The 19,368-nt window shown below is 60.7% G+C and carries 20 protein-coding genes; 8 read left to right on the top strand and 12 right to left on the bottom strand.

Annotated features, from left to right (window positions below; all coding sequences use genetic code 11):
• The first annotated feature begins 36 nt into the window (after positions 1 to 36).
• Positions 37 to 660 (top strand): glutathione S-transferase family protein, encoded by a 624-nt coding sequence (locus tag AC1RDQ_RS02995; RefSeq protein WP_057714019.1) that lies wholly within the window; start codon positions 37 to 39, stop codon positions 658 to 660.
• Between the two features lie 133 nt (positions 661 to 793).
• Here the strand turns inward: AC1RDQ_RS02995 and AC1RDQ_RS02990 are convergent, their stop codons facing one another.
• Entirely contained in the window at positions 794 to 1,234 is a 441-nt protein-coding gene (locus AC1RDQ_RS02990) for a CBS domain-containing protein (protein WP_007976812.1), read from the bottom strand.
• A 330-nt stretch (positions 1,235 to 1,564) separates the two neighbouring features.
• Between AC1RDQ_RS02990 and AC1RDQ_RS02985 the strand changes: the two genes are divergently transcribed.
• Positions 1,565 to 3,925, top strand: a complete 2,361-nt coding sequence (locus AC1RDQ_RS02985) for a DNA polymerase II (protein WP_492586252.1) — start codon at positions 1,565 to 1,567, stop codon at positions 3,923 to 3,925.
• Here AC1RDQ_RS02985 and AC1RDQ_RS02980 read toward each other — a convergent pair.
• On the bottom strand, positions 3,890 to 4,360 hold the full coding sequence (locus AC1RDQ_RS02980; protein WP_090456797.1) for a DUF1810 domain-containing protein: 471 nt from the start codon (positions 4,358 to 4,360) through the stop codon (positions 3,890 to 3,892). The two genes, AC1RDQ_RS02985 and AC1RDQ_RS02980, sit on opposite strands and share 36 nt — an antisense overlap.
• Positions 4,361 to 4,389: 29 nt before the next feature.
• On the bottom strand, positions 4,390 to 5,211 hold the full coding sequence (locus tag AC1RDQ_RS02975) for an aldo/keto reductase (protein WP_492586250.1): 822 nt from the start codon (positions 5,209 to 5,211) through the stop codon (positions 4,390 to 4,392).
• Positions 5,212 to 5,412: 201 nt separating this feature from the next.
• Here AC1RDQ_RS02975 and AC1RDQ_RS02970 point away from each other — a divergent pair, with 201 nt between their 5' ends.
• Positions 5,413 to 6,162, top strand: coding sequence for a hypothetical protein (locus AC1RDQ_RS02970; protein WP_492586248.1), 750 nt, complete (start codon positions 5,413 to 5,415; stop codon positions 6,160 to 6,162).
• Positions 6,163 to 6,379: 217 nt separating this feature from the next.
• The gene (locus AC1RDQ_RS02965; RefSeq protein WP_057714023.1) at positions 6,380 to 7,165 is read left to right on the top strand and encodes a sulfite exporter TauE/SafE family protein; all 786 of its coding nucleotides are present in this window, start codon (positions 6,380 to 6,382) and stop codon (positions 7,163 to 7,165) included.
• 20 nt (positions 7,166 to 7,185) lie between these two features.
• On the opposite strand, the gene AC1RDQ_RS02960 is transcribed toward AC1RDQ_RS02965, so the two are convergent.
• Entirely contained in the window at positions 7,186 to 7,554 is a 369-nt protein-coding gene (locus AC1RDQ_RS02960) for a VOC family protein (RefSeq protein ID WP_492586246.1), read from the bottom strand.
• Positions 7,555 to 7,734: 180 nt separating this feature from the next.
• Between AC1RDQ_RS02960 and AC1RDQ_RS02955 the strand changes: the two genes are divergently transcribed.
• A complete protein-coding gene (locus tag AC1RDQ_RS02955) occupies positions 7,735 to 8,286 on the top strand; it encodes a DUF4174 domain-containing protein (protein WP_492586244.1) in 552 nt (183 codons plus the stop codon).
• A gap of 148 nt (positions 8,287 to 8,434) precedes the next feature.
• Here AC1RDQ_RS02955 and ampC read toward each other — a convergent pair whose 3' ends face one another.
• From ampC to AC1RDQ_RS02940, 3 genes are all read right to left on the bottom strand, one after another.
• Complete coding sequence (gene ampC, locus AC1RDQ_RS02950) at positions 8,435 to 9,574, bottom strand: class C beta-lactamase (RefSeq protein WP_492586242.1); 1,140 nt, start codon at positions 9,572 to 9,574, stop codon at positions 8,435 to 8,437.
• Positions 9,575 to 9,704: 130 nt separating this feature from the next.
• Positions 9,705 to 11,048 carry a glucarate dehydratase gene (gene gudD / locus AC1RDQ_RS02945; RefSeq protein ID WP_492586240.1) on the bottom strand — a complete coding sequence of 448 codons (1,344 nt, stop codon included), beginning with the start codon at positions 11,046 to 11,048 and terminating at the stop codon, positions 9,705 to 9,707.
• Between the two features lie 24 nt (positions 11,049 to 11,072).
• On the bottom strand, positions 11,073 to 12,419 hold the full coding sequence (locus tag AC1RDQ_RS02940; protein ID WP_492586238.1) for an MFS transporter: 1,347 nt from the start codon (positions 12,417 to 12,419) through the stop codon (positions 11,073 to 11,075).
• 278 nt (positions 12,420 to 12,697) lie between these two features.
• On the opposite strand from AC1RDQ_RS02940, the gene AC1RDQ_RS02935 reads away from it, so the two are divergent.
• Positions 12,698 to 13,408 carry a FadR/GntR family transcriptional regulator gene (locus AC1RDQ_RS02935; RefSeq protein WP_492586236.1) on the top strand — a complete coding sequence of 237 codons (711 nt, stop codon included), beginning with the start codon at positions 12,698 to 12,700 and terminating at the stop codon, positions 13,406 to 13,408.
• A gap of 131 nt (positions 13,409 to 13,539) precedes the next feature.
• Here the strand turns inward: AC1RDQ_RS02935 and AC1RDQ_RS02930 are convergent, their stop codons facing one another.
• Entirely contained in the window at positions 13,540 to 14,451 is a 912-nt protein-coding gene (locus AC1RDQ_RS02930; protein ID WP_492586234.1) for a DMT family transporter, read from the bottom strand.
• A 96-nt stretch (positions 14,452 to 14,547) separates the two neighbouring features.
• Here AC1RDQ_RS02930 and AC1RDQ_RS02925 point away from each other — a divergent pair, with 96 nt between their 5' ends.
• Positions 14,548 to 15,411 carry a LysR family transcriptional regulator gene (locus AC1RDQ_RS02925; protein WP_090456785.1) on the top strand — a complete coding sequence of 288 codons (864 nt, stop codon included), beginning with the start codon at positions 14,548 to 14,550 and terminating at the stop codon, positions 15,409 to 15,411.
• Between the two features lie 195 nt (positions 15,412 to 15,606).
• Here AC1RDQ_RS02925 and trhP read toward each other — a convergent pair whose 3' ends face one another.
• Positions 15,607 to 16,929, bottom strand: coding sequence for a prephenate-dependent tRNA uridine(34) hydroxylase TrhP (gene trhP, locus AC1RDQ_RS02920; protein WP_407515711.1), 1,323 nt, complete (start codon positions 16,927 to 16,929; stop codon positions 15,607 to 15,609).
• A 164-nt stretch (positions 16,930 to 17,093) separates the two neighbouring features.
• Here trhP and AC1RDQ_RS02915 point away from each other — a divergent pair, with 164 nt between their 5' ends.
• Entirely contained in the window at positions 17,094 to 18,155 is a 1,062-nt protein-coding gene (locus AC1RDQ_RS02915; RefSeq protein WP_489338926.1) for an AI-2E family transporter, read from the top strand.
• On the opposite strand, the gene AC1RDQ_RS02910 is transcribed toward AC1RDQ_RS02915, so the two are convergent.
• The 3 genes from AC1RDQ_RS02910 to AC1RDQ_RS02900 all read right to left on the bottom strand — a co-directional run bounded on the left by AC1RDQ_RS02910 (position 18,152) and on the right by AC1RDQ_RS02900 (position 19,363).
• Positions 18,152 to 18,343, bottom strand: a complete 192-nt coding sequence (locus AC1RDQ_RS02910) for a hypothetical protein (protein WP_057714034.1) — start codon at positions 18,341 to 18,343, stop codon at positions 18,152 to 18,154. The genes AC1RDQ_RS02915 and AC1RDQ_RS02910 overlap by 4 nt on opposite strands.
• Positions 18,344 to 18,458: 115 nt before the next feature.
• Positions 18,459 to 18,653, bottom strand: a complete 195-nt coding sequence (locus tag AC1RDQ_RS02905; RefSeq protein WP_008052996.1) for a hypothetical protein — start codon at positions 18,651 to 18,653, stop codon at positions 18,459 to 18,461.
• A 356-nt stretch (positions 18,654 to 19,009) separates the two neighbouring features.
• Positions 19,010 to 19,363, bottom strand: coding sequence for a hypothetical protein (locus AC1RDQ_RS02900; RefSeq protein ID WP_057714035.1), 354 nt, complete (start codon positions 19,361 to 19,363; stop codon positions 19,010 to 19,012).
• Positions 19,364 to 19,368: the final 5 nt, after the last annotated feature.

The following is a 19,368-nucleotide window of genomic DNA, read 5'->3' as shown; positions in this document are numbered from 1 at the left end:
GGCACTGCAGAGGTTACGGTATGCAAGGAGACGTTTATGTACCAGCTCTATGGCCATCAGAACTCCGGGGCGGCGGCCATCGAAGCCGCCCTTGAGCTCTGTGATGTTCCTTATCGCTTCATCGATGTCGAGACGTCCGCGGAGGCGGCCCAGGCGCTGGAGAAGCTCAACCCGCTCAAACAGATTCCGACCTTGCAACTACCCGATGGCGCTGTCCTGACCGAGAGCGCGGCGATCCTGATCCACCTCGGGCTCACCTTTCCCGCATCGGGATTGTTGCCGCAGGATCCGGCCGAACGGGACCAGGCCATTCGCGGCATGGCGTACATCGTCAGCAATTGCTATGCGGCCATCGGCATCATCGATTACCCCGAACGCTGGCTGGCCGAGGCGGATGAGTTGTCCAGGCAGAACCTCATGGAGGGCGCCCGCCGGCGCCTGCACTGGAGTTGGGAGGTGTTTGCCGATCAGTTTTCGGGTGAGTTGTACCTGGGCAGCGAAAAACCAGGGGGCCTGGATGTGCTGGCGGCGGTGATCTCGCGATGGGCGGGCAGCCGGGAACATTTGCGCAACGCCCGGCCGGGGTTTTTCGCCTGGCTGGAACGCATCGACCGCCACCCGGCACTGGCACCGGTGTTCGCCCGGCATTGGCCGGCTTGAAAACACCACTTACCCTGTGGGAGCGAGCTTGCTCGCGATGACGGCCTGACATTCGACATCAATGTCGGCTGACAGGACCCCATCGCGAGCAAGCTCGCTCCCACAGGTTTTCGGGTGAATATTGAGTCCGGCTTTATTCCCCGCGAATGTACTGTTCCAGCTGGCGAATCAGTTCAGCCTGTTCGGCAATGGCTTCCTTGACCAGGTCACCGATCGACAGCAGGCCGATCAATTTGCCGCCTTCGACCACCGGCAAGTGACGCAGGCGTCTATCGGACATGATGCCCAGGCAGGTATCCACGGTTTGATGGGTGTCGACGGTAATCACCGGTGACACCATGATGTCGCGCACCGGCGTGCCCACCGAAGAGCGGCCGTGCAACACCAGTTTGCGCGCGTAATCCCGTTCGCTGATGATGCCCAGCACTTCATCATTTTCCACCACGAGCAAGGCGCCGACGTTTTTCTCGGCCATCTTCATCAGCGCTTCGAGCACCATGTGGTCGGGTTTGATCTGGTGCACTTCCTGATTCTTCTGATCTTTGAGCTTGAGCAGTTGGGCGACGGTTTTCATGGTGGTTACTCGGGTGTTGTCGTTGTTCTTGAAGAATCGTAGACGCAAGCGTTCAGGGCAAGGGCGAAAGCGGCAGATAACACGCAAAAAACGTCATTTGGCGGTTTTTCTTTGGCAAACCCCACATTCCGGCCAACGAACCACCTGTGGGAACGAGCTTGCTCGCGATAGCGGTGGGCCAGTCAACACCAACGCTGAATGTAATGCCGCCATCGCGAGCAAGCTCGCTCCCACAGGATCGGTGCCTGCCTGACAGGCCTGCGGTAAACGGGCTATCGCTGTCGATGACGGGTAGAATCACCCTCTGAATCAGTTTCGAGGTTTGCAGTGGTGGATCTACAGCAGGGCTTCGTCCTGACCCGGCATTGGCGCGACACCCCGGCCGGTACGGAAGTCGAATTCTGGCTGGCGACCGACAGCGGTCCCCGGCGTATCCGCCTGCCTCATCAACCGTCGGTGGCGTTCATCCCGGCTGCGCAGCGTCAGCCCGCCGAAAGTGTTTTGCATGACGAGAAAAACGTCGAGCTCAAACCCCTGGCTCTGCAGGATTTCGAACATCGCCCGGTCCTCGGTCTCTATTGCCAGCAACATGGCCAGTTGATGCGCCTGGAAACCGCGCTGCGCCGGGCCGGTGTCGAGGTGTTCGAAGCCGACGTGCGCCCGCCGGAACGCTACATGATGGAGCGCTTCATCACCGCGCCGGTGCGCTTCAGTGGCACACCGGATGCCGAGGGCCTGCTGCTCGACGCGCAGATGAAACCCGACCCCGATTACCGGCCGAGCCTGAAGCTGGTGTCCCTGGACATCGAGACCACGGCTCAGGGCGAGTTGTATTCCATCGCCCTGGAAGGCTGCGGCGAGCGCCAGGTGTACATGCTCGGTCCGCCTAATGGCGATGCCAGCCAGGTGGATTTCCAGCTCGAATACTGCGATTCGCGCACCCTGTTGCTGAAAAAACTCAACGAATGGTTTGCCCGGTTCGACCCCGACGCGATCATCGGCTGGAACGTCGTGCAGTTCGACTTGCGGGTGCTTCACGAACACGCCCGGCGCCTGGCGGTGCCGTTGAAACTGGGGCGTGGCGGCGAGGAAATGCAGTGGCGCGAACACGGCAGCGGTAATCACTACTTCGCATCTGCGGCTGGCCGCCTGATCATCGACGGTATCGAGGCCCTGCGTTCGGCGACCTGGAGTTTCCCCTCGTTCAGCCTGGAAAACGTCGCGCAAACCTTGCTCGGCGAGGGCAAGTCCATCGACAACCCGTACCAGCGCATGGACGAAATCAATCGCATGTTCGCCGAGGACAAACCGGCGCTGGCCAAATACAACCTCAAGGACTGCGAACTGGTCACGCGGATTTTTGCCAGGACCGAGTTGCTCACCTTCCTGTTGGAGCGAGCCAGCGTCACCGGTTTGCCGGCCGATCGCATGGGCGGTTCGGTGGCGGCGTTCACGCACCTGTACATGCCGCTGATGCACCGTCAGGGTTTCGTGGCGCCAAACCTCGGTGGCAAGCCGCCCGAAGCCAGCCCCGGCGGTTTTGTCATGGATTCGCAGCCGGGACTGTACGAGTCGGTGCTGGTGCTCGACTACAAAAGTCTCTACCCGTCGATCATCCGCACCTTCCTGATTGACCCCGTGGGGCTGATCGAGGGGCTCAAACACCCGGATGACAGCGAGTCGGTGCCGGGATTTCGTGGCGCGCGCTTTTCCCGCACCCGGCATTGTCTGCCGTCCATCGTCGCCCGGGTGGCCGAAGGCCGGGAAACCGCCAAGCGCGAACACAACGCGCCGCTGTCCCAGGCGCTGAAAATCATCATGAACGCGTTCTACGGAGTGCTCGGCTCCAGCGGTTGTCGTTTCTTCGACACGCGCCTAGCGTCGTCCATCACCTTGCGCGGGCACGAAATCATGCTGCGCACCCGCCAGTTGATCGAAGCCCAGGGGCATGCGGTGATTTACGGCGACACCGACTCGACGTTCGTCTGGCTGCGTCGCGCCCATGGCCAGCAGGAGGCGGCGCAGATCGGCCAGGCGCTGGTGGCGCACGTCAATCAGTGGTGGCGCGAGCACGTGCAGCAGGAATACGGCTTGCAGAGCGTTCTCGAATTGCAATTCGAAACCCACTACAAGCGCTTTTTGATGCCGACCATTCGCGGTGCCGAGGAAGGCAGTAAAAAACGCTATGCCGGACTGGTCACCCGGGACGACGGCAGCGACGAAATGGTCTACAAAGGCCTGGAAACCGTGCGCACCGACTGGTCGCTGCTGGCCCGGCAGTTCCAGCAGGAGCTGTATTCGCGGATCTTCCTGCGCAAGCCCTACCAGGATTATGTGCGTGACTACGTGCGCAAGACCCTGGCCGGTGAATTCGATGACCGGCTGATCTACCGCAAACGCCTGCGCCGCACCCTCGATGACTATCAGCGCAACGTACCGCCCCATGTGCGCGCGGCGCGCCTGGCCGACGAGTACAACGACCGGCAGGGGCGCCCGCGGCAGTATCAGAACGGCGGCTGGATCAGCTACGTGATCACCGTCGCCGGCCCCGAACCGCTGGAAGTGCGTAGCGCGCCCATCGATTACGACCACTACATCACCCGGCAACTGCAACCGGTGGCGGACGCGATACTGCCGTTTGTCGACGACGACTTCTCAACCCTGATTGGGGGGCAACTGGGCCTGTTTTGAGTCCATCAGCGACAGGGTCCAGTCATCCAGGATGCCGTGGAAGTACTGGTTCAAGGCTTGCTGGAAAAGGTTGTCGGCATCGGCGACCTGGGCAAACAGGGTCATCGAGGAATGAAACTTCAGGTCGTCGGGATGACCGAAAATCCCCGCTACCGAGCGCTCCCGGATGTTCAGCACTTCCTGGGTGCAGGTACGCAGCCGGGCGCCCAGCAACGGATGATCAAGGTAGGCCAGGGCTTCCTCCCGCGAGCGGATGGCAAAGCGGCGCGACATCTCGCTGTCGCCGAGCCCGGCAAACTGCGGAAAAATGAACCACATCCAGTGACTACGCTTGTGTCCGTTGTTCAGCTCGTTTTGAACCCGGTCGAATACCGGGTCCTGAGCCTGGAGAAAACGTTGCAGATTGAACGGGTCCAGGTGGTCGGTGCTTCTCATGGCGAAGCTCTCTGACAGGCTGCGGTGGTTCAGACCATGGCCAGCCGCTGTTTGCGTTGTGGCGCGTGAAACGCTTGGTCCAGCGCCTCCAGATCCCCGGGCTCAAGCTGCAACGTGGCGGCCTGGGCGTTGAGGCGTACATGTTCGAGTCGGACCGCCTTGGGGATGGCGATCACTCCTTCCTGACGCAGTATCCAGGCCAGTGCCACCTGAGCCGGTGCGACGCCGTGACGGACAGCCACCTGCTTGAGCGCGACGTCCAAGAGCATTTTACCGCCTTGGCCAATCGGGCAGTAAGCCATGACCGGCAACCGCCGTTGTTGGCTCCAGGGCAGCAAATCAAATTCTATGCCCCGTTGTTCCAGGTTGTAGAGCACCTGATTGGTGGCACAGGCCGGGGCGTCCAGTTCCAGCAGGTCGTCGAGGTCGAAGTTGGACACGCCCCAACGGCCAATCTTGCCGGCTTCGCGCAGGCGCTCGAAGGCGTCGACGGTTTCTTCCAGAGGATACTGACCGCGCCAATGCAGCAGATACAGGTCGATGTAATCGGTGCCAAGCCTGCGCAGGCTTCGCTCGCAAGCCTGGGGAATGCCCTGGCGACTGGCGTTGTGCGGGTACACCTTGCTGACCAGAAAGACGTTGTCGCGCTGGCCGGCAATGGCATCGCGCACCACTTCCTCGGCACCGCCTTCGGCGTACATTTCCGCAGTGTCGATCAGGGTCATGCCCAGCTCGATACCCAGGCGCAGTGCCGCGACTTCTTCCGTGTGCCGTGAACGGTCTTCGCCCATCTGCCAGGTCCCCTGGCCGATGACCGGGACCCTGGTGCCAGCCAGTTCAAGCGTGCGCATGCAAACCTCCTTTATGAATGCCGATGGTTATTTCAGTGGGCAGCAGAATAGTCCATCGGTTCCGCCGCAGGCTGCGAACTCTTGAGCTGCACCTTGCCGGTGATCGATTGCTCTGTGCCGATACTGCACTTTTTCGAAATGTCCGGCTCTATCCATGGCAGCCTGCGGCGATCCCCTCCGCCGGCCCAAGTCCAAGAACCCATGGCTCGAGTTTCACCCACGATCACCACTAGAATCCGCCGTCATTGCCTGCTGCTTGCAGGTCTGTCGATGCTCTACGTCACCGGTTGCAGCCAGCAGCAGGGCGGCGACATCATCAACCAGATGCGCGAAGGCAAACCCCAGGAGTTCCTGCAGACCAGCGTCGACCGCATGGCCACCCTGACCATGCGCGACAACCTCAACAGCCTTTACCTGCTGATGAGCAAGCTCTATCTGCGTAACCCCGACGAGCTGAAAAAATCCGGTTTCCTCGATGCCCGCACCGCTGGCAAGCAAGTGCGCATGACCATTGAGCTGCAGCAACCATTGCCGACCCTGGGCGGCAAAAAGGACCTCGCGGCCCTGCGTTTTGCCATGAGTCCGGAGTTTCTGGGCGACCGGGTCGGGGCGTTCATCTATGCCATCGGCAGCATGCTGGTGACCGCCCACGGCAATCGCCTCGAGTTCTACATGACCGACACGATCAACCCGGTATTTGTCAGCAATGCCGCGCGCAATATCGAAATCGCCACCTGGATCCTCAGCCAGCGACAGAACAAAGAGGGCCAGCCCTTGCTGTTCTCCAACGAAATCTCGGAGGAGGGCAGCAACCTGAGCTTTGCCGTCGAGTTCGGCAAGATCGTCGCCCGGCTGGACCTGCTGACCCGGATGCTCGACGAACGCTACCGGCGCATCGGCGTGAACTATGCCCAGAGCCTGCTGTTCCTGAATTTCCTGCCGGTGCAGTGAGCACGACACATATTCCTTGTGGGAGCGGGCTTGCTCGCGAAGGCGTAGTGTCAGGCAGCATTAATATCGACTGACCCACCGCTTTCGCGAGCAAGCCCGCTCCCACAGGGGGAATTGAGTTCAGGGTATAAAGATAGATCGCATCGATATAACTGGTTATAAGAAATATCGCTATGCTGCGGGCCAGATTTCCCCTGCGATCTTTGTGGAAGTATTCATGGATTTAGTGAACATCGGGTTGGTCGTTGCCGGGCTGGTTGTCGGCTTCATCGTCGGCATGACGGGCGTAGGTGGCGGGTCGCTCATGACCCCGATTCTGCTTGGATTCGGCATCAACCCGGCGACGGCGGTCGGTACCGACCTGCTGTACGCCGCCATCACCAAGTCCAGCGGCGTACTGGTTCACCGCAAGAACAACAACATCGACTGGGCGATCACCGGCTGGCTGACCTTGGGCAGCGTGCCCGCGGTGGCGTTGACGCTGTGGTTCCTCAGTACCCTGCACAGCGCCCCCGAGTCGATGAACGCGATCATCAAGCAAGCCCTCGGGTTCGTGTTGTTCGCCACGGCTCTGGCGATCCTGTTCAAGAAGCGCCTGCTCGACTTCGCCCACAAACGTGCGGGTGGCAACTACAACCCCAGCGGATTACGTTTGAACGTGATGACGGTCATCACCGGGCTGGTCCTTGGCGCCATGGTCGCGCTGACGTCCATCGGTGCCGGTGCACTGGGCACCGTGGCACTGTTCATTCTCTATCCGATGCTGCCGACCCGCCGCCTGGTAGGGACTGAAATCGCCCACGCCGTGCCGCTGACCCTGGTCGCGGGCCTTGGCCACGCCAGCATGGGCAACATGGATTGGCACGTCTTGGGTTACTTGCTGGTGGGCTCGTTGCCGGGGATTTACCTGGGCAGTCACCTGACCGGGCGCATCTCCGATGAATTGCTGCGCCCTTGCTTGGCGACCATGCTGTTGCTGATCGGCTACAAACTGGCGTTCTGATTCAAGCCGCCACGCCAGCTTCATTCGCGGGTGAATATTTCCAGCAGATGCCCGTCCGGGTCATCGAAATACACCCGCCGTCCTCCCGCGTAATCATTGATCTCCCTCAGTCGCTGCTTGCCCGGGTCGGCCCACCATGGCTGACCGTTGACTTGCAGGCGTGCGAAGGCCGCATCGAAATCCTCATCGCCAATCAGGAATGCGTAGTGCTGAGACGCAATCGGCGGCTCGTTGTCGTAGAAATCCAGTGATACGCCGTTATCCAGTTTGACGATCAGCATGGGGCCGAAGGGCTCGGGGGCAGACAGGCCAAGGAGGACCGTCAGGAAATTCGCCGAAACCTGCTTGTCCCGGCACCAGACGATGGTGTGATTCAACTGAGTACTCATGGGCAAGTCCTCACAAGGGATCAGGCTGGTTGCCATGAGTCTTCAGATTAGCCCAGTCTGTTGCGCAATGACCGCCCTGACCTAAGCTTGGGGCAAGGCGAACAATATTTGCGGTATGTCACCCGGAACGATCGCCGCGATGCGCAATCATTAGAGCGTGAATATCAAAAGGAGATGCGCATGCTCATCAGGTCACTGACTCTGGCTACTTTGCTGGCGATTGCCGGCACCTCGTTCGCCGCCGATGGCGACTCACCGCTGGACATGGACAAGGGCAGGGCCCGGCCACTGATCGTCATCGCTCCGAGCACGGTTGACCCGACCTGGGTCAGCCTGAAAAAGTCCCTGGATGAGCCGGCTAACCGCAAGGGCTTCACCGACCGCAACATGGTGCTCTACACCGTACTCAACCTGATGGGCCAACGCGACGGCAAGGACCTCGGGCCACAGGACACGGCGGCGCTGATCCGCTCGCTCAAGCTGGGGGCCGGCGCCAAGACCAAGGTGATTCTGGTCGGCAAGGACGGCGAAAAGAAACTTGAACAATCGGACGCCATCAAGCTGGAAGATGTTTTCAGCGCTGTCGATCAGCTGCCGGTGGCCGAGAAAGAATTTACCGCGACCGTGGCCGCTCCCGTCACTGAAGCCGAGCCGGCGGCAAAAGGCGCCAAAGGTACAAAACCTGGCAAACCGGCCAAGCCCGCCAAGCCGCCTGAAATGCCGGATGATTGATCCTCTATCTGGCGACGATGGCAGGCTTTTCTGTGGGAGCGAGCTTGCTCGCGATAGCGTCGTAACAGTCGATACAAATGTTGAATGTCAGACCTCCATCCTCGGAGCGCCGCCCGGAGCAAGCTCGCTCCCACAGATGGATCAGCAACTATCGGGCAAGGGCACTCAGTATCTGATGAGCGATCCTGACCCGCTGCGCATTGGGATAATTCTTGTTGGCCAGCATCACGATGCCGATGTCCTTCGAAGGCACGTACGCCACATAAGCACCAAAGCCACCGGTTGAACCTGTCTTGTTGATCAGCACGTTCTGCGGCTGCGCCTGCGGCGGGTTCAGCCACTGGACTTCATGGGCTTGCATGGCCATTGGCGTGGAGTTGCCGTCCAGCAAGCGATCCAGTGTGATCGGGTATCGATACATCTCCCAGCCCAGGCCCTGGGTCATATCGCCTACGGTGTAGTAACCGCTGTGAGTCAAGGCGATGGCCTGCTGCAACGGCTTTTCCAGGGACGCCAGTTTCATGTTCGCGCCGACATAGCTCAGCAAGTCTGCGGCGCTGGTCTTCACCCCATACGCCTCGGAATTCAGCGCGCCCGGACCCACCCGTACCGGTTTGCCGTCCTTGTTGTAGCCCTGGGCGTAGAGCGCCATCTGATCCTGCGGCACATGCACATAGGTGTGCCGCAAGCCGAGTTTTGGCAGCAGGGTCTTCTCCATCAGGTCATCAAACGGCTGGCCCATGCTGTGGGCGGTGAGGTAGCCGAACAGGCCCAGACTGGGGTTCGAATACAGTCGGTGGCTGCCGGGGGCGTAGAGCGGTTTCCATTGTTTGTAGTAGCCGAGCATTTTGTCGGCCGAATCAGATTCAGCAGGAAATTGCAGGGGTAAACCGCCAGCGCTGTAGGTGCCCAGTTGCAGCACACTGATGTGGTCGAAAGCACTGCCGCGCAAGGCCGGCAGGACCTGGCTGGCCTTGTCGGTCAGGGACAGCTTGCCGGTGGCTTGGGCGTAGGCGGCGAGGGTGGCGGTGAAGGTTTTGCTGACTGAGCCGATTTCGAACAGGGTGTCCTGTGTGACGGGATTACCGGTTTCTATCGAGGCGACGCCATAGTTGAAGTAATGCGCCTGGCCGTTGACGGTGATCGCCACGGCCATGCCGTGGATACCCTCGGCCTGCATTACCGGTTGTACAGCGGCGTTCACCACTGTCTCGACTTGATCCTGTGCAACGCACTGGGCCGCGGCGAATATCGCCACGCCAGCGGCGATGGTTTTCAGCCTGTCCATATTGGTTTTATCCGTCGTTGATTCAGTTGCGCGTCATTTTAGGGGCTCAAGCGCCATGCTCCGAGCGCTTTTTAAAATCGGCCGCCATCAGGCGGCCACGCGCAACCCTTGATTCAACGCGCTTGGCGATTCAACGCACCAGGCAAGGCCGCTTGTTGTCGAACTTCCAGCCGGGAATCAGGAACTGCATCGCCACGCTGTCATCCCGCGCCCCCAGGCCCATGCCTTTGTACAGCTCGTGAGCCTTGGCGACCTGATCCATATCCAGTTCGACCCCCAGCCCCGGTTTCTGCGGCACCTGCACGCAGCCGTCGACGATTTGCAGCGGGGCCTTGGTCAGGCGCTGGCCGTCCTGCCAGATCCAGTGGGTGTCGATGGCGGTGATCTCGCCCGGCGCGGCTGCCGCGACATGGGTGAACATCGCCAGGGAAATGTCGAAGTGGTTGTTAGAGTGCGAACCCCAGGTCAGGCCCCATTCGTGGCACATCTGCGCCACGCGCACCGAACCCTGCATCGTCCAGAAGTGCGGGTCGGCCAGTGGAATATCGACCGACTGCAACTGGATCGCATGGCCCATCTCCCGCCAGTCGGTGGCGATCATGTTGGTCGCGGTTTTCAAACCCGTGGCGCGACGGAATTCGGTCATGACTTCTCGACCCGAGTAACCGTTTTCTGCCCCGCACGGGTCTTCGGCGTAGGCCAGCACGTGGTGCTGATCGCGGCACAGGCGGATGGCTTCTTTCAGTGACCAGGCGCCATTCGGGTCGAGGGTGATGCGCGCATCGGGGAAGCGTTCGGCGAGGGCCGTGACCGCTTCGATTTCGGCGTCGCCGCTGAGCACGCCGCCCTTGAGCTTGAAGTCCTTGAAGCCATAACGCGCGTGAGCCGCCTCGGCCAGGCGGACCACCGCATCGGCGGTCATGGCTTTCTCGTGCCGCACGCGGAACCAGTCGTTGTCGGCGTCCGGTTCGCTGCGGTAGGCGAGGTCGGTTTCGTTGCGATCACCGACGTAAAACAGATAGCCGAGCATCTTCACTTCATCGCGCTGCTGGCCTTCGCCGAGCAGGGCGGCCACCGGTACGTCCAGGTGCTGGCCGAGCAAATCGAGCAATGCGGCTTCCAGGCCGGTGACGGCGTGAATGGTGATGCGCAGATCGAAGGTCTGCAAACCACGGCCACCGGCATCGCGGTCGGCGAAGGTCTGGCGTACCTGATTAAGGATTTTCTGATAAGTGCCAATCGGGCTGCCGACCACCAGGCTGCGCGCGTCTTCGAGGGTCTGGCGAATGCGCTCGCCCCCCGGCACTTCGCCAACGCCGGTGTGGCCGGCGTTGTCCTTGAGGATCACGATGTTGCGGGTGAAAAACGGGCCGTGGGCGCCGCTCAGGTTGAGCAGCATGCCATCGTGGCCGGCGACCGGAACCACTTGCATGCTGGTGATGACCGGGGCTTTTGCGGTGTCTTGTGGGTTCATTTTCCAATCCTTAAAAAGCAGAATTCAGGCGTGGTCGGGAGCGGGTTTGCCCAGCGCCACGGCAGGTGCGGGTTTCGGTGTGTTACGGGCAGCAAACACGATGATGGCGGCGATGATTGAAGTCGCGGCCAGGCCGTACAGCCCGCCCTGAATGGAACCGGTGCGTTCTTCCAGCAGGCCGAAAGTGGTCGGCGCAACGAAGCCGCCGAGGTTGCCCACCGAGTTGATCAACGCGATGACGCCAGCGGCAATGCGCGCATCCAGATAGGCCTGGGGAATCGGCCAGAACAGCGACGAGGCCGATTTGAAGCCCAGTGCTGCAAAGCAGATGGCGACAAAGGCGAAGACCGGCCCGCCGGTGGTGGACATGAACATCCCGGCCGCGGCGATCAGCAGGGCAGTGGCGACCCAGGCTTGCTGGTGTTTCCATTTGGCCGACAAGGAAGCGAAGGCGTACATGCCGACAATCGACAGCAACCACGGAATCGAGTTGAACAGCCCGACCTGGACATCGCTCAGATCGCCCATCTTCTTGATGATGCTCGGCAGCCAGAAGGTCGCGGCGTAGATGGTCAGCTGGATAAAGAAGTAAATCAGGCAGAACAGGATGATCTGGCGATCCTTGAGCAGTTTGCCCAGCGACGGCTTGATGGGCGTGGCGGCTTCCCGGGCCAGTTGTTCGTCGTCGATGGCCTTGACCAGTGCGTCCTGCTCTTCGCGGCTCAGCCATTTGGCGTCGTGGGGCCTGGAGTCCAGCCAGAACCAGACGAACACGCACAACCCCACCGAAAACATGCCCTCGATGAAGTACATCCACTGCCAGCCGTGCAGGCCCAGTCCTTCGATTTGCAGGAGCAAACCGGACAGGGGGCCTGAGATCAGTGACGCGACCGCCGAGCCACTGAGGAAGATGGCAATCGCCTTGCCTCGCTCCACGCCGGGCAACCAGCGGGTGAAGTAGTAGATCACCCCGGGAAAGAACCCGGCTTCGGCCACGCCCAGCAGAAAACGCAGGATGTAGAAGTGGGTTTCGTTCTGGATGAACGCCATGCCCGCGGCGACCAGGCCCCAGGTCAGCATGATCCGGGTCAGCCAGATGCGTGCGCCGACTTTCTGCAGAAGGATGTTGGAGGGCACCTCGAACAGTGCATAACCGATGAAGAACAGACCGGCACCCAGGCCGTAGGCGGCCGCGCCAATGCCCAGGTCGTGCTCCATGTGGGAGCGGACGAAACCGATGTTCACGCGATCAATGTAATTGACGATGAACATGATGACGAACAGCGGCAAGACGTGTCTTTTGACTTTGGCGATGGCGGACTTCAGCGCTGAATCGGCGTCGTCGTGCATCCCGGAGATGGATGTATTCACTGCGTTTTCTCCCACTCGTTATTTTTATGCGGGGTGAAGCTGGGTGTTGCGTTGTTGATAGACATCATACAACTAGGTTTTTTGAAGTTGCAACCATGCTTGTCCAATGAAATGGCGACAATTCAGAGGTTTTTAATTCTGTTGGTGGTGTTGAGTGGCCTTTTAAGCGATTAAATATGGGCTTCTGTTGAGTGTTGTCATACAAGTTGAGCGAGATTTTTCGGAATTCCCGTCCGGCGCGGTGCTACGATTCGATAGCCCTGATTTCGGACACGCCCATGCAAGAAGACCTCGAAGCACCTGCCCGCAAGCGCAGCCACAACCTGGCCCATGACCTGGTGGAGAAACTGACCCAGCGCATCCTGCTCGGCCAGATGTTGCCCGGCGACAAGCTGCCGTCGGAAAACACCATCGTTCAGGAGCGCGGGGTCAGTCGCACGGTGGTGCGCGAGGCGATCTCGAAGTTACAGGCCTCGGGGCTGGTGGAAACCCGGCATGGGATTGGCACGTTTGTGATCGAGCGCGCTCCGGAGCAGGGGCTGCGGCTGAATGTCGATACGGCGTTGGGGGTGCGCAGTATTCTGGAGTTGCGCATGGGTCTGGAAACCCAGGCGGCGGCGCTGGCGGCAACTCGCCGCACCGATCTGCAACTGGCGCAGATGCGTGAAGCGCTGGACGACTATCAAAACCTGCTGGCCAACAACGACAGCTGTGTCGAAGCGGACCGGCGTTTTCATCTGCTGATCGCCGAAGCCACCGGCAACGTCTGTTTCACGGAAATCATGCAGCACCTGGGCAGTGCGATGATCCCGCGCACCCGGGTCAATGCCGCCGAGCGTGGTGCGGTGGACTTGAGCAAGCTCGGTCAGTTGGCCAACCTGGAGCACGAGGCGATTCTCAACGCCATCAAACGCCAGGACCCGGACGCGGCGCGGGCGGCAATGTGGCTGCACCTGACCAACAGTCGCGACCGGTTTTCGCCCAGCTGATGGTCAGTGATACCGCGTTATCGTTCATCGCGGGCAAGCCACGCTCCCACACCGATTGTGTGAGCACCGCATTTCCCCTGTGGGAGCGAGCTTGCTCGCGATAGCGCCAGACCTGACAGCGAAAACCTGAGTCAGACCCTGACAGTTTGAACAACCACAACCCGCCGCTCCAGATTCAACGCCAGCACACTCGCCAACACCACCAACCCGCCGACCACGATCAACAGCGTCGGCCGTTCGCCGAGCGCATAGGACGCAATCACCATCGCCGTCGGCGGCGTCAAATACAGCGTCATCGTCGCCCGGCTCAAATCGACATGCGCCAGCACATAAGCCCAAGCCAGGTACGCCAGGGCACTGGGGAATATCCCCAGGGCAATCACCGCAAACTGCACGCGCAGCGGCGCCTGGGCGACTTGATCCGCCAGACCGGGCAAGTAGACCAGCAACAGCACCGTCCCGGACCACACCGTGTAACACACCAGCGTCAGCCCGTCGTATCGCCCGGTGTGATGCTTTTGCAGGGCAAAGTAGAGACTCCAGGACACCGCCGCCAGCAGGATCAGCAAGCCGTGGGCATCAATACTGTCCAAGCCATGATCGCCTGCCACCACAATCATCACGCCAAACAACCCGAGCAGCACACAACCCCAGCGCCACAGGCTCACCTGATCCTTGAACACGAAGCGCGCGATCAACGTACTGAACAGCGGGGTGGTCTGGGCCAGGACGCTCGAAGCGCCAGCGCTGACACCCTGCTGTCCGAAGTTGATCGCCACGTGGTGCAGGCTCACGGCAAAGAAGCCCAAGCCGAACATCAGGGGCAGATCTCGCAGGCTCGGCAGGCGAATGCCCTTGAACATCGCGACCACGGCCATGAACACAGAGGCCAGCAGGAAGCGCAGGAGCGCCAGGTGCACCGGGTCATAGGCCTGCAAGCCGATATGGATGCCGGTCGGGGAGTAGCCCCAGCACGCCACGACAAACGCCATGGCCAGAATGATTTTCCAGGGTGAAACGGGGGAGGGTGTGAGCGGCGTCATGGTCGTGCACCTGTGGGTGGATGCACCGAGTATCAGAAAGCCGATCGTTCGCCACAACTGACTTATACTGCGCTAACCGTTCACTATAGGTGATGTATGGAGCTGGCTCAGATTCGCATGTTCAAGACCGTGGCCGATGTCGGCAGCATCGCCCGCGCGGCCGAGCTGTTGCATTGCGTGCCGTCGAACATCACGGCCCGGATCAAGGCCCTGGAGGCCGAACTGGGTGTCGCGCTGTTTCTGCGTGAGGGTCGAGGGCTGCGCATCAGCCCGTCGGGGCAAACCTTCCTGGCCTATGCCTCGAAAATTCTTGCCCTCACCGCCGAGGCCAAGCGCGCGGTCGATCCTTCGGCCGAACCCTCGGGGCCGTTGCGCATCGGAGCCATCGAGTCGTCGGCCACCGGGCGATTGCCGCGCCTGCTGGCGAAATTCCACAAGCGTTTCCCGCAGGTGGCGCTGGAGCTGACCACCGGCTCCTGGGGGCAGTTGCTCGACGACACACTCAACCACAAGCTCGACGGCGCCATCGTGGCGGTGGATGTCGAGCGTTCGCATCTCAAGCGCACGCCGATGTACCGCGAGGACTTGCTGCTGATCGCCTCGACCTCCCTGGGGCCGCTGCGGGACATCAGTGATTTGCAGGACCAGACCGTGTTCATGTGGCCCCAGGGCTGTCCGTACCGGGCGGCGCTGGAGCATTGGTTGTTGCGCAAGGGGCAGGCGCTGCCGATTGTCAGCCTGGCCAGTTATGGCGCGATTGTCGGTTGCGTCAGCGCCGGGGCCGGCGTTGCGCTGGTGCCTAAGGGGATCTTTGACCAATACGCCAAAGGTGCAGGGTGCGCAGGGTTTGAGTTTCCTGAGCTGACCGCCGTCGATAACCTGTTTTACTGGCACGAAAACGCCGGGGTGCACCCGGCGCGTGAGGCGTTTGTGGCGATGCTCCGCGAGGAATTTGCGTAATCATTGATCGCTGTAGAAATGGGGTAAGGCAGCGTTTGTGGCGAGGGGGCTTGCCCCCGATCGGCGGCGAAGCCGTCGTAATCCCGACGAAAGTACTTGTACAGAAAAACCGCGTCTTCTGGATTTAGGGCTGCTTCGCACCCCAGCGGGGGCAAGCCCCCTCGCCACAGGTTCACATGGCACTGTTGCTGATGTTCAGCCCCTCACATCCCGCATCAACAACCCAAACTCCAGATCCACCGCATCCGGTATCGGCAAATACACCGTATGCCCATCCCCCGGCGCAACGTCGATCGCTTCACCCTTGGCGTTCTGCAACTGATGCAGATCGAAGTGGAAGTTGCCCTTGGGCGTCATCAGCTCCATGTGATCGCCCAGGCCGAAGCGGTTTTTCACCTTGACCTCGGCCAGGCGATCCCGCCGCTGTCCGGTCAGTTCACCGACAAACTGCTGGCGCTCCGACACCGAGCTGCCGTTCTGGTAGTTCTGGTATTCGTCATGCACATGCCGGCGCAGAAAACCTTCGGTGTAGCCACGCTGGGCGAGGGACTCCAGGTCGGTCATCAGGCCGCGGTCGAAGGCCCGGCCCGCCACCGCATCGTCGATGGCCCGGCGATAAACCTGGGTGGTGCGCGCGCAATAAAAGTGGGATTTGGTCCGGCCTTCGATTTTCAGGGAGTGCACGCCCATGTGGGTCAGGCGTTCGACATGCTGCACGGCGCGCAGGTCCTTGGCGTTCATGATGTATGTGCCGTGTTCGTCTTCGAAGGCGGGCATCTGTTCGCCGGGACGATTGGCTTCCTGCAACAGGAACACCTGCCCGGTGGGCGCGCCGATGCCCAGGGTGGGTTCCGGCTGATACTGCTGCACGATCTCGCCGAGCGGGTTTTCCGTGGCCGGTTGCGCCGAGTATTTCCAGCGGCAGGCGTTGGTGCAGCTGCCCTGATTGGCGTCGCGCCTGTTCATGTAGCCCGACAGCAGGCAACGACCGGAATAGGCCATGCACAATGCGCCGTGCACGAACACCTCCAGTTCCATGGCCGGCACTTGCTCGCGGATCTCGGCGATTTCTTCCAGGGACAGCTCTCGGGACAGGATGATCCGGCTCAAGCCTTGCTGCTGCCAGAACTCGACACTGGCCCAGTTCACCGTATTGGCCTGCACCGAAAGGTGGATCGGCATCTGCGGGTAGTGTCGGCGCACCAGCATGATCAGGCCGGGGTCGGACATGATCAGCGCATCCGGGGCCATGGCGATCACCGGTTCAAGGTCCTTGAGGAAGGTCTTGAGCTTGGCGTTGTGCGGCGCGATGTTCACCACCACGTAGAAGCGCTTGCCCCGGGCCTGGGCCTCGCGAATGCCGAGGGCCAGGTTGGCGTGGTCGAATTCGTTGTTGCGCACCCGCAGGCTATAGCGCGGCTGGCCGGCGTACACGGCATCGGCGCCGTAGGCGAAGGCGTAACGCATGTTTTTCAAGGTGCCGGCGGGGGCGAGCAGTTCTGGCGCGGTGAGGTTCATGGCGGTGTCGGTCGCAAAAGCCGCACAGGGTAAATGCCCTGTGCCAAGGGTTTATTGACCTGGATCTATGCCTGATCAACAAACCGATGGCACTCGCGCGAGCCGTGGCGGACTAAACATCAAGGCGAAAGTTTTTCGTCCTGACTGGCTGGCACGGATCGGACATGAACGAAACGAACCCACAAGACAAATCGCTGACGGTATTGCTGGTGCTGGTGAGCGCTGCCTTCATCTGGATCCTGCTGCCGTTTTACGGCGCGGCGTTCTGGGCGGTGATCCTGGGCATCCTCTTTGCGCCACTGCAGGGCCGGCTGCAAGTGAAGTTCGGCTGGCAACGCAACCTCACGTCGCTGTGCACATTGAGCATTTGCCTGGTGATTGCGATTCTGCCGGTGATCATCATCAGCGCCTTGCTGGTTCAGGAGGGCGCGTCACTCTACAAAAGCGTCGAGAGCGGCGAACTCGACATTGCCGGGTATGTGTCGCAGTTCAAGCACAGCCTGCCGCCGTATTTCCAGCATCTGCTGGATCGCTTCGGCATGGGCGAGTTGAACGGGCTGCGCGAGAAAATCGTCAAGAGCGCGATGACCGGCGGGCAGGCGCTGGCCTCTAAGGCGTTCAGTTTCGGCCAGGGCACGTTCGAGTTCATCGTCAGCTTTTTCATCATGCTGTACCTGCTGTTTTTCTTCCTGCGTGACGGTGCGGAACTGGCGCGCAAGGTGCGTGCGGCGGTGCCGTTGCAGGAACAGCAGAAACGCCGTTTGCAGCTCAAGTTCAATCGTGTGGTGCGGGCCACGGTGAAAGGCAACCTGCTGGTGGCCGTCACCCAAGGTGCGCTGGGCGGACTGATTTTCTGGTTTCTGGACGTTCCCAGCGTGTTGCTCTGGGCGGTGTTGATGGCGTTTCTGTCGTTGCTGCCGGCGGTGGGGGCGGGAATAGTCTGGGTGCCGGTGGCGGCGTTTTTCCTGCTCACCGGGGCGATCTGGCAGGGCGTGGTGCTGGTATTGTTCGGGGTTTTGGTGATCGGTCTGGTGGACAACCTGCTCCGGCCATTGCTGGTGGGCAAGGACACCAGGATGCCGGACTACATGATCCTGGTCTCGACCCTGGGCGGCCTGGCGATTTTCGGGCTGAACGGTTTTGTCATCGGCCCGTTGATCGCGGCCCTGTTCATGTCGAGCTGGGACATTTTCATCGAAACCAAACCGCGGGTGCAGCTGCCTTAGGCGCTGAACCTGCCGGACTGGCCGCTGCCGATGCGTTGCGACAGCTCACGGGCGGCGGGCAGCGAAGTGAGCGGGCCGCTGATCTGTACGCCGTCCTGCACCAGGTACCAGCAGGCGAGCATGCCCAGCTCTCTGAGCTGTGCGGGGACGGCGCTGCCGATAACGGACATGATCTGAACCTTGGACATGAAAAGTACCTCCATCAATCTGTGGAGTTACTTTAAGGTCCGGGTACCTTGAGGGGTAATCAACGTTTTCGATAGTGGTCATTGATGCCAGAGGGGGTAAACGACCGTTGGTCGGTCAGCTGACTACCTGATCGAGCATATGCACCACTTCCTGCTCGTTGAGCAGGCCCTTGCGCACCAGGCTTTGCGTCAACAGCGAGAGAAACTTGGCGCTGCGATGACCTTCCAGGTGCTTGAGTTCGGTCAGTGCGTTGTAGACCTTGCTGGAGGTGCACAGACCGACGATGCGGTGCGGGTTTTGCGTTGGCATGTGGTCGTCCTTGTTGTTATGAACCTGTTTTCGACGGACAGCACCGAGCTTGCGGAACTGACATGACAAAAATATGACCGTTTTGTGCCGCGGGGCAGAAATCGGGTCAAGTCCATCTTGCCTGTTTCTGCCACGGACACTGTCCCGATAGCGACCTTGGCGAGATTTATCCAGACCTTGACCGACAAATGGGCATAAAAAGGTATGGTCAGGGGTTCTGTAGGAGCGAGCTTGCTCCGGGCGGCGTTCCGACGATGGACTCAAGATCGCTGTGTTTTAGTCAGTAAACACACGGCATCGTTAACGACCATCGCGAGCAAGCTCGCTCCTACAGTGGATCAGGCCGGTTGAGTCTGTTACCAGCGACCGTAATGTCGGCCGTAGTAGCCGCGTGGCGGGCCGTAGTAACCACGGGGTGGTCCGTAGTAAACCGGGGCCGGACGGTAGTAGATCGGTTGTTGCACGTAGACCGGGGCCGGTTGGTAGTAAACCGGAGGCGGTGGTGCGTAATAAACCGGCGCGGGCTGGTAGTAGACCGGTTGCGGCGCGACATAGACCGGGCGGTTGGCGTTGATCAGAGCCGAGCCGACGATGGCAGTACCGACGATCGCTCCAAATACCGCCGCGTCATTACCATGCCCGGCTTGCGCCTGACCTGCGATAGCGAGGGTGCCGATCAGCAAGGCTACTGTGGGGACTTTACGGATCATGATAG

The organism is Pseudomonas sp. GW823-FHT02E01 (assembly GCF_058797535.1).
Note: the sequence above shows the minus strand (reverse complement) of the source record. Positions and strands in the feature narration are given on the sequence as shown.

Excerpts from the sequence above, each read along its gene's own strand:
- AC1RDQ_RS02955 (WP_492586244.1), top strand. The coding sequence starts at position 7,735 with ATGCTCATCAGGTCACTGACTCTGGCTACTTTGCTGGCGATTGCCGGC.
- AC1RDQ_RS02965 (WP_057714023.1), top strand. The coding sequence starts at position 6,380 with ATGGATTTAGTGAACATCGGGTTGGTCGTTGCCGGGCTGGTTGTCGGC.
- AC1RDQ_RS02990 (WP_007976812.1), bottom strand. The coding sequence starts at position 1,234 with ATGAAAACCGTCGCCCAACTGCTCAAGCTCAAAGATCAGAAGAATCAG.
- AC1RDQ_RS02905 (WP_008052996.1), bottom strand. The coding sequence starts at position 18,653 with ATGCCAACGCAAAACCCGCACCGCATCGTCGGTCTGTGCACCTCCAGC.
- AC1RDQ_RS02960 (WP_492586246.1), bottom strand. The coding sequence starts at position 7,554 with ATGAGTACTCAGTTGAATCACACCATCGTCTGGTGCCGGGACAAGCAG.
- trhP (WP_407515711.1), bottom strand. The coding sequence starts at position 16,929 with ATGAACCTCACCGCGCCAGAACTGCTCGCCCCCGCCGGCACCTTGAAA.
- AC1RDQ_RS02975 (WP_492586250.1), bottom strand. The coding sequence starts at position 5,211 with ATGCGCACGCTTGAACTGGCTGGCACCAGGGTCCCGGTCATCGGCCAG.
- AC1RDQ_RS02930 (WP_492586234.1), bottom strand. The coding sequence starts at position 14,451 with ATGACGCCGCTCACACCCTCCCCCGTTTCACCCTGGAAAATCATTCTG.
- AC1RDQ_RS02970 (WP_492586248.1), top strand. The coding sequence starts at position 5,413 with ATGGCTCGAGTTTCACCCACGATCACCACTAGAATCCGCCGTCATTGC.
- AC1RDQ_RS02995 (WP_057714019.1), top strand. The coding sequence starts at position 37 with ATGTACCAGCTCTATGGCCATCAGAACTCCGGGGCGGCGGCCATCGAA.
- AC1RDQ_RS02925 (WP_090456785.1), top strand. The coding sequence starts at position 14,548 with ATGGAGCTGGCTCAGATTCGCATGTTCAAGACCGTGGCCGATGTCGGC.
- ampC (WP_492586242.1), bottom strand. The coding sequence starts at position 9,574 with ATGGACAGGCTGAAAACCATCGCCGCTGGCGTGGCGATATTCGCCGCG.
- AC1RDQ_RS02980 (WP_090456797.1), bottom strand. The coding sequence starts at position 4,360 with ATGAGAAGCACCGACCACCTGGACCCGTTCAATCTGCAACGTTTTCTC.
- gudD (WP_492586240.1), bottom strand. The coding sequence starts at position 11,048 with ATGAACCCACAAGACACCGCAAAAGCCCCGGTCATCACCAGCATGCAA.
- AC1RDQ_RS02915 (WP_489338926.1), top strand. The coding sequence starts at position 17,094 with ATGAACGAAACGAACCCACAAGACAAATCGCTGACGGTATTGCTGGTG.
- AC1RDQ_RS02910 (WP_057714034.1), bottom strand. The coding sequence starts at position 18,343 with ATGTCCAAGGTTCAGATCATGTCCGTTATCGGCAGCGCCGTCCCCGCA.
- AC1RDQ_RS02900 (WP_057714035.1), bottom strand. The coding sequence starts at position 19,363 with ATGATCCGTAAAGTCCCCACAGTAGCCTTGCTGATCGGCACCCTCGCT.
- AC1RDQ_RS02935 (WP_492586236.1), top strand. The coding sequence starts at position 12,698 with ATGCAAGAAGACCTCGAAGCACCTGCCCGCAAGCGCAGCCACAACCTG.